The organism is Gallibacterium genomosp. 2 (assembly GCF_000771895.1).
Lineage (GTDB): Bacteria > Pseudomonadota > Gammaproteobacteria > Enterobacterales > Pasteurellaceae > Gallibacterium.
Map to the genome: position 1 here is coordinate 1 of NZ_JPXY01000079.1, position 5,555 is coordinate 5,555.

The following is a 5,555-nucleotide window of genomic DNA, read 5'->3' on the forward strand; positions in this document are numbered from 1 at the left end:
TTTATGTTGTTTTACATTAAAGGCTTGCTTTGAGAGAGGTGAGACAAACGGGGAAATAAACTTTTTAAGTTAGACCTATATCAATAGATATCTATGGTATTAAAGTAAGATGTTTTTATCTAATTAGCACGGCTCATATGGAAAATCTGAATATATCAGGTTTGGTTGTTTAATTTCACTATAAACAATAGCAGTAAATGTTAAATAACTTATCAAGCTTTATTTTTAAGAAAAATAAAAAATTACTTGTCAAATAACAATTAAAGCGTATTATAGCCGTCTAGAAGTAAAAACATCTATTTTTTCTTTTTTATTTTTAATATTGGTAGTTATTGATAAGGAATTTTCATGTCAAAATATTTATTCACTTCTGAATCTGTTTCTGAAGGACATCCAGATAAAATCGCAGATCAGATTTCAGATGCTGTTTTAGATGCAATTTTAGAACAAGATCCAAAAGCACGAGTAGCTTGTGAAACTTATGTTAAAACAGGTATGGCTTTAATTGGTGGTGAAATTACAACATCAGCATGGGTGGATATTGAGCATCTTGCACGTCAAGTAATTTGTGATATTGGTTACACTTCTTCAGAAATGGGATTTGATGGTCATTCTTGTGCTGTATTGAATGGGATTGGTAAACAGTCATCCGATATTAATCAAGGAGTAGATAGGGAAAATCCATTAGAGCAAGGCGCAGGTGATCAAGGAATAATGTTTGGTTATGCAACTAATGAAACAGAAGTACTAATGCCGGCTCCAATTACTTATGCTCATCGTTTAATGGAAAAACAAGCTGAAGTGCGTCGTAGCGGTGTTTTGCCTTGGTTGCGCCCTGATGCAAAAAGCCAAATTACTTTTATCTATGAGAATGGAAAGATCCAAGGCATTGATACAGTTGTCCTTTCAAGTCAGCATGCAGATAACGTTAGTGATAAAGATTTACGTGAAGGTATTATGGAAGAAATTATTAAACCAGTATTACCTGAGCAATGGTTGTCAGCAAATACCAAATACTTTATTAATCCAACTGGTCGCTTTGTGATTGGTGGACCTATGGGAGATTGTGGATTAACCGGACGTAAAATTATTGTCGATACTTATGGTGGTGCAGCGCGTCACGGCGGTGGTGCATTTTCTGGCAAAGATCCTTCAAAAGTTGACCGTTCAGCAGCATATGCGGCACGTTATGTTGCTAAAAATATTGTAGCAGCTGGATTGGCGGATCGTTGCGAAATTCAATTATCTTATGCTATAGGTGTGGCTGAACCGACATCAATTATGATTGATACCTTCGGAACAGGAAAAGTTGATAATGAAGTATTGGTTGATGCGGTACGTGAACATTTTGATTTACGTCCGTATGGTTTAATCAAAATGTTAGATCTTATTCAGCCAATTTATCGCCAGACTGCTGCATATGGTCACTTTGGACGTGAACAATTCCCTTGGGAATGTACGGATAAAGCAGAATTGTTAGCTAGCTATCTAAAATAAGAAATTATTGCTGTAGCAATATTTCAATACTCTTGAAGCCATTACAAAATATTGTAATGGCTTCTTTACTGAATCAGTATTAATTCAAATGAGAACTTAATCTTACAGTTATAAAAATGTAGAACTGAATAGAGATTATATTATTTTAAGGAATATATATGAGTGTAGAATCATTTTTATTAAATCGTCACGCTAACCGTTGTTTAGATCCTAATGTGAAAATTAGTCAAGAAGAGTTGGTAGAACTGCTTGCTTTGGCGGGTAAAGCACCAAGTGCGTTTAACACTCAACCGTGGCGTGTTGTTGTTTTAACTGAACAGCCAGCAAAAGAGAGATTATTTCCTATTGCATTTAATCAGAAGCAAGTATTGGATGCTTCTGCAGTGTTGATGATTTTGGCGTGAAGCAATCAAACAACCATTAGTTGAAAAAATGAATGAAACCTTGGTTCAGAAAGGTTTTTTACCAGAAAGTCTGAAGCAACAAATGATTGGAATGACTTTGGGTTTTTATCAGGAATTGGAGCAGCAAAAGATAATGAATTTCCTGAGTTTAGATATAGGACTTTTTGCAATGAGTTTTATGTTAGCAGCTGAAGAAAAAGGCTGGAATACGAGTCCAATGATTGGTTATGACTCAAAAGAGCTTCGTTCTACATTTTCTATTCCTGAACGGTATGAAGACGTATTGTTAATTGCTATTGGTAAAAAGGTAAAAGAACCTCATCAAAGTTATCGTTATGAGGTGAATGAATTTGCAACTTGGAATGAGATGCCAACAGCATAAAAGAAAAATAGAAGTGTTTACAGTCTGAGTAGCTTAAGTGATTAAGCTACTCTTTTTTTATTTTTTAGGAAAAATGATAGTTGGTTCGTCACTAGGGCGATAAAGTACTAAAATATGTCCGATACGTTGTACCGTATAAGCACCGGTTTCACGTTCTATTGCAGCGACTACTAGTTCTTTATCTTCTCTGTCAACACCGGAAATTTTTACTTTGATTAGCTCGTGGTGATTCAGTGCATTATCAATTTCAGCGATGACACCTTCTGTAAGCCCGTTTCCACCGAGCATAACTACAGGGTTAAGATGATGAGCCAAACCTTTCAGATACTGTTTTTGTTTTGTAGATAATGTTAATGTCATAAGTATCCCTTTTCAGTAAATTAAAAATGCTACATTTTAAACGTTTATGGATGAAATAGAAAGAAATTAGCATAATGAAGATAAATAAAGCGGCAATTTCATTAGAATTGTCTATAATTGTGTAGCCTATTACAGTATTCGCTGAATTTATGCTTGTTTGCCTTGAAATTTAGGAGTTAATCATCATATAGTAACGAGTATTTTTAGAGTATTAATTCAATTGATTTTCAGATATTAGCATTATGGGTAAAAAAAAACGTTCGGCAAGTTCTACACGTTGGCTTAACGAACACTTCAAAGACAAATTTGTTCAACAGGCTCACAAGCAAAAATTACGTTCCAGAGCTTATTTCAAATTAGATGAAATCCAAAAAACGGATAAGTTATTTAAACCGAATATGACTGTTGTCGATCTTGGAGCTGCACCGGGCGGTTGGTCACAGTATGTTGTTACGCAAATCGGAGAAAGGGGCAGAGTTATTGCTTGCGATATTTTAGATATGGATCCTATTGTCGGTGTTGATTTCCTACAAGGGGATTTTCGTGAAGAAAAAGTATTAAATACATTGTTGGAAAAAATCGGTGATGACAAGGTGGACGTGGTGATGTCGGATATGGCACCGAATTTTAGCGGAATGCCTTCAGTGGATATTCCTCGTGCGATGTATCTTGTTGAGTTGGCTTTAGATATGTGTAAGCAGGTTCTTGCTTCACAAGGTAGTTTTGTGGTGAAAGTGTTTCAAGGAGAGGGTTTTGATGAATATCTACGAGAAATTCGTTCATTATTTAAGACAGTGAAAGTGCGTAAACCGGAAGCATCGAGAGATCGTTCTCGAGAGGTTTATATTGTAGCAATGGGTTATAAACTTTAACCACAGGATAAACGTTTTTTAAACACACAAATAACGGGGATTTACCTTGAAAAATAATAATATGCTTAAAAATATTATGCTTTGGAGTGTTGTCGCAATTGTGCTGATGACGCTGTTCCAAGGCTTTTCCGGCAATACTAAGGATGGTGTTGATTATTCCACTTTTATTACCGATATTGGTAACAATCAAGTTTCTGAAACGCGTTTTGATGGTAATGAAATCACCGTGACCAAGAAAAATGGCGATACTTACCAAACAGTAATGCCGTTGTATGATGATAAAGTGCTTGATGATTTATTGAAGAAAGATATTAAAGTGTCCGGTACAGCACCTGAAAAACGTGGGTTATTGGCACAAATCTTGATTTCTTGGTTCCCGATGTTACTTCTTGTCGGAGTATGGATTTTCTTTATGCGTCAAATGCAAGGCGGTGGCGGCGGTGCGCTTAAATTTGGTAAAAGCCGAGCCAGAATGATGACGCAGGAACAGATCAAAACAACGTTTGCCGATGTTGCAGGTTGTGATGAAGCGAAAGAAGAAGTGGGTGAGATTGTTGATTTCTTACGTGATCCGAGCAAATTCCAAAAATTGGGCGGTAAGATTCCAAAAGGTATTTTGATGGTAGGGCCTCCGGGTACTGGTAAAACTTTATTGGCAAAAGCGATTGCCGGTGAAGCCAAAGTGCCATTCTTTACCATTTCCGGTTCAGATTTCGTTGAAATGTTTGTTGGGGTGGGGGCATCGCGTGTGCGTGATATGTTTGAACAAGCGAAGAAAAATGCACCTTGTCTTATTTTTATTGATGAAATCGATGCGGTGGGGCGTCAACGTGGTGCCGGTTTAGGCGGTGGACACGATGAACGTGAGCAAACCTTGAACCAGATGTTAGTTGAAATGGACGGATTTGAAGGCAACGAGGGTGTTATCGTGATTGCAGCAACTAACCGTCCGGATGTGCTTGACCCGGCATTAACACGTCCAGGACGTTTTGACCGTCAAGTAGTTGTTGGTTTGCCTGATGTGCGTGGACGTGAACAGATCTTAAAAGTCCATATGCGTAAAATCCCGGTGGCGAATGATGTTGACCCGATGACTATCGCTCGCGGTACTCCGGGATATTCCGGTGCTGATTTGGCAAACTTAGTTAATGAAGCAGCATTGTTTGCGGCGCGTACAAATAAACGTTTAGTGACAATGTTGGAATTTGAAAAGGCAAAAGACAAAATTAATATGGGGCCGGAACGTCGAACAATGATGATGACGGATAAACAGAAAGAGTCTACCGCTTATCACGAAGCAGGCCACGCTATTGTCGGTTATTTAGTGCCTGAACACGATCCTGTCCATAAGGTCACTATTATTCCGCGCGGTCGTGCATTAGGGGTGACGTTCTTCTTGCCTGAAGGTGATCAAATCAGCATTAGTCAGAAACAGTTGGAAAGTAAACTTTCGACTTTATATGCAGGGCGTATTGCTGAAGAATTGATTTATGGCGAAGAAAATATTTCAACCGGAGCTTCAAATGATATTAAAGTGGCAACGAATATTGCCCGTAATATGGTCACTCAATGGGGCTTTTCAGATAAATTAGGGCCAATTTTATATTCTGAAGATGAAGGTGAAGTGTTCTTAGGTCGTTCAATGGCGAAAGCAAAACATATGTCAGATACGACAGCACATACCATTGATGAAGAGGTGCGTAACATCGTTTCTCGTAATTATCAACGAGCAAGACAGCTTTTGATTGATAATATGGATATTTTACACGCAATGAAAGATGCGTTGGTTAAATATGAAACCATCGATGAACCGCAAATTAAGCAATTAATGGAACGTCAGGAAGTAACACCACCGGCAGGTTGGGTGGAAAAAACTAAACCAGAAGAGAAAGTAGATGAAACGCCAAAAGAGGATAAAGCTAATACTTCTTCTGAAACAGTAGATCCATCAGAAAATGCATAATTTTCATTGAAATACCATAAAAGGAAGGGAAATAGGGCTTATTAAAGGCCCTATTTTTATGGCATAGTAGACAAAAT

General features: G+C 37.6%; 6 protein-coding genes. 5 read left to right on the forward strand and 1 reads right to left on the reverse strand.

The genetic code is table 11. The features are described from left to right. Nucleotides 1–348 precede the first annotated feature (348 nt). The 3 genes from metK to P375_RS12910 all read left to right on the forward strand — a co-directional run bounded on the left by metK (nt 349) and on the right by P375_RS12910 (nt 2,283). Nucleotides 349–1,497 (forward strand): methionine adenosyltransferase, encoded by a 1,149-nt coding sequence (metK, locus tag P375_RS11895; RefSeq protein ID WP_039137323.1) that lies wholly within the window; start codon nt 349–351, stop codon nt 1,495–1,497. Nucleotides 1,498–1,655: 158 nt separating this feature from the next. Next, on the forward strand, nt 1,656–1,901 hold the full coding sequence (locus P375_RS12905) for a nitroreductase family protein (RefSeq protein WP_280643146.1): 246 nt from the start codon (nt 1,656–1,658) through the stop codon (nt 1,899–1,901). A 28-nt stretch (nt 1,902–1,929) separates the two neighbouring features. Then, a complete protein-coding gene (locus tag P375_RS12910) occupies nt 1,930–2,283 on the forward strand; it encodes a nitroreductase family protein (protein ID WP_280643147.1) in 354 nt (117 codons plus the stop codon). 57 nt (nt 2,284–2,340) lie between these two features. Here the strand turns inward: P375_RS12910 and yhbY are convergent, their stop codons facing one another. Then, nucleotides 2,341–2,643 carry a ribosome assembly RNA-binding protein YhbY gene (gene yhbY / locus P375_RS11910; RefSeq protein ID WP_039137325.1) on the reverse strand — a complete coding sequence of 101 codons (303 nt, stop codon included), beginning with the start codon at nt 2,641–2,643 and terminating at the stop codon, nt 2,341–2,343. A 242-nt stretch (nt 2,644–2,885) separates the two neighbouring features. Between yhbY and rlmE the strand changes: the two genes are divergently transcribed. After that, nucleotides 2,886–3,515 (forward strand): 23S rRNA (uridine(2552)-2'-O)-methyltransferase RlmE, encoded by a 630-nt coding sequence (gene rlmE / locus P375_RS11915; RefSeq protein ID WP_013745396.1) that lies wholly within the window; start codon nt 2,886–2,888, stop codon nt 3,513–3,515. Between the two features lie 61 nt (nt 3,516–3,576). Then, nucleotides 3,577–5,478: an ATP-dependent zinc metalloprotease FtsH gene (gene ftsH / locus P375_RS11920; RefSeq protein ID WP_039137328.1), complete on the forward strand. Its 1,902-nt coding sequence runs from the start codon at nt 3,577–3,579 to the stop codon at nt 5,476–5,478. Nucleotides 5,479–5,555 lie beyond the last annotated feature (77 nt).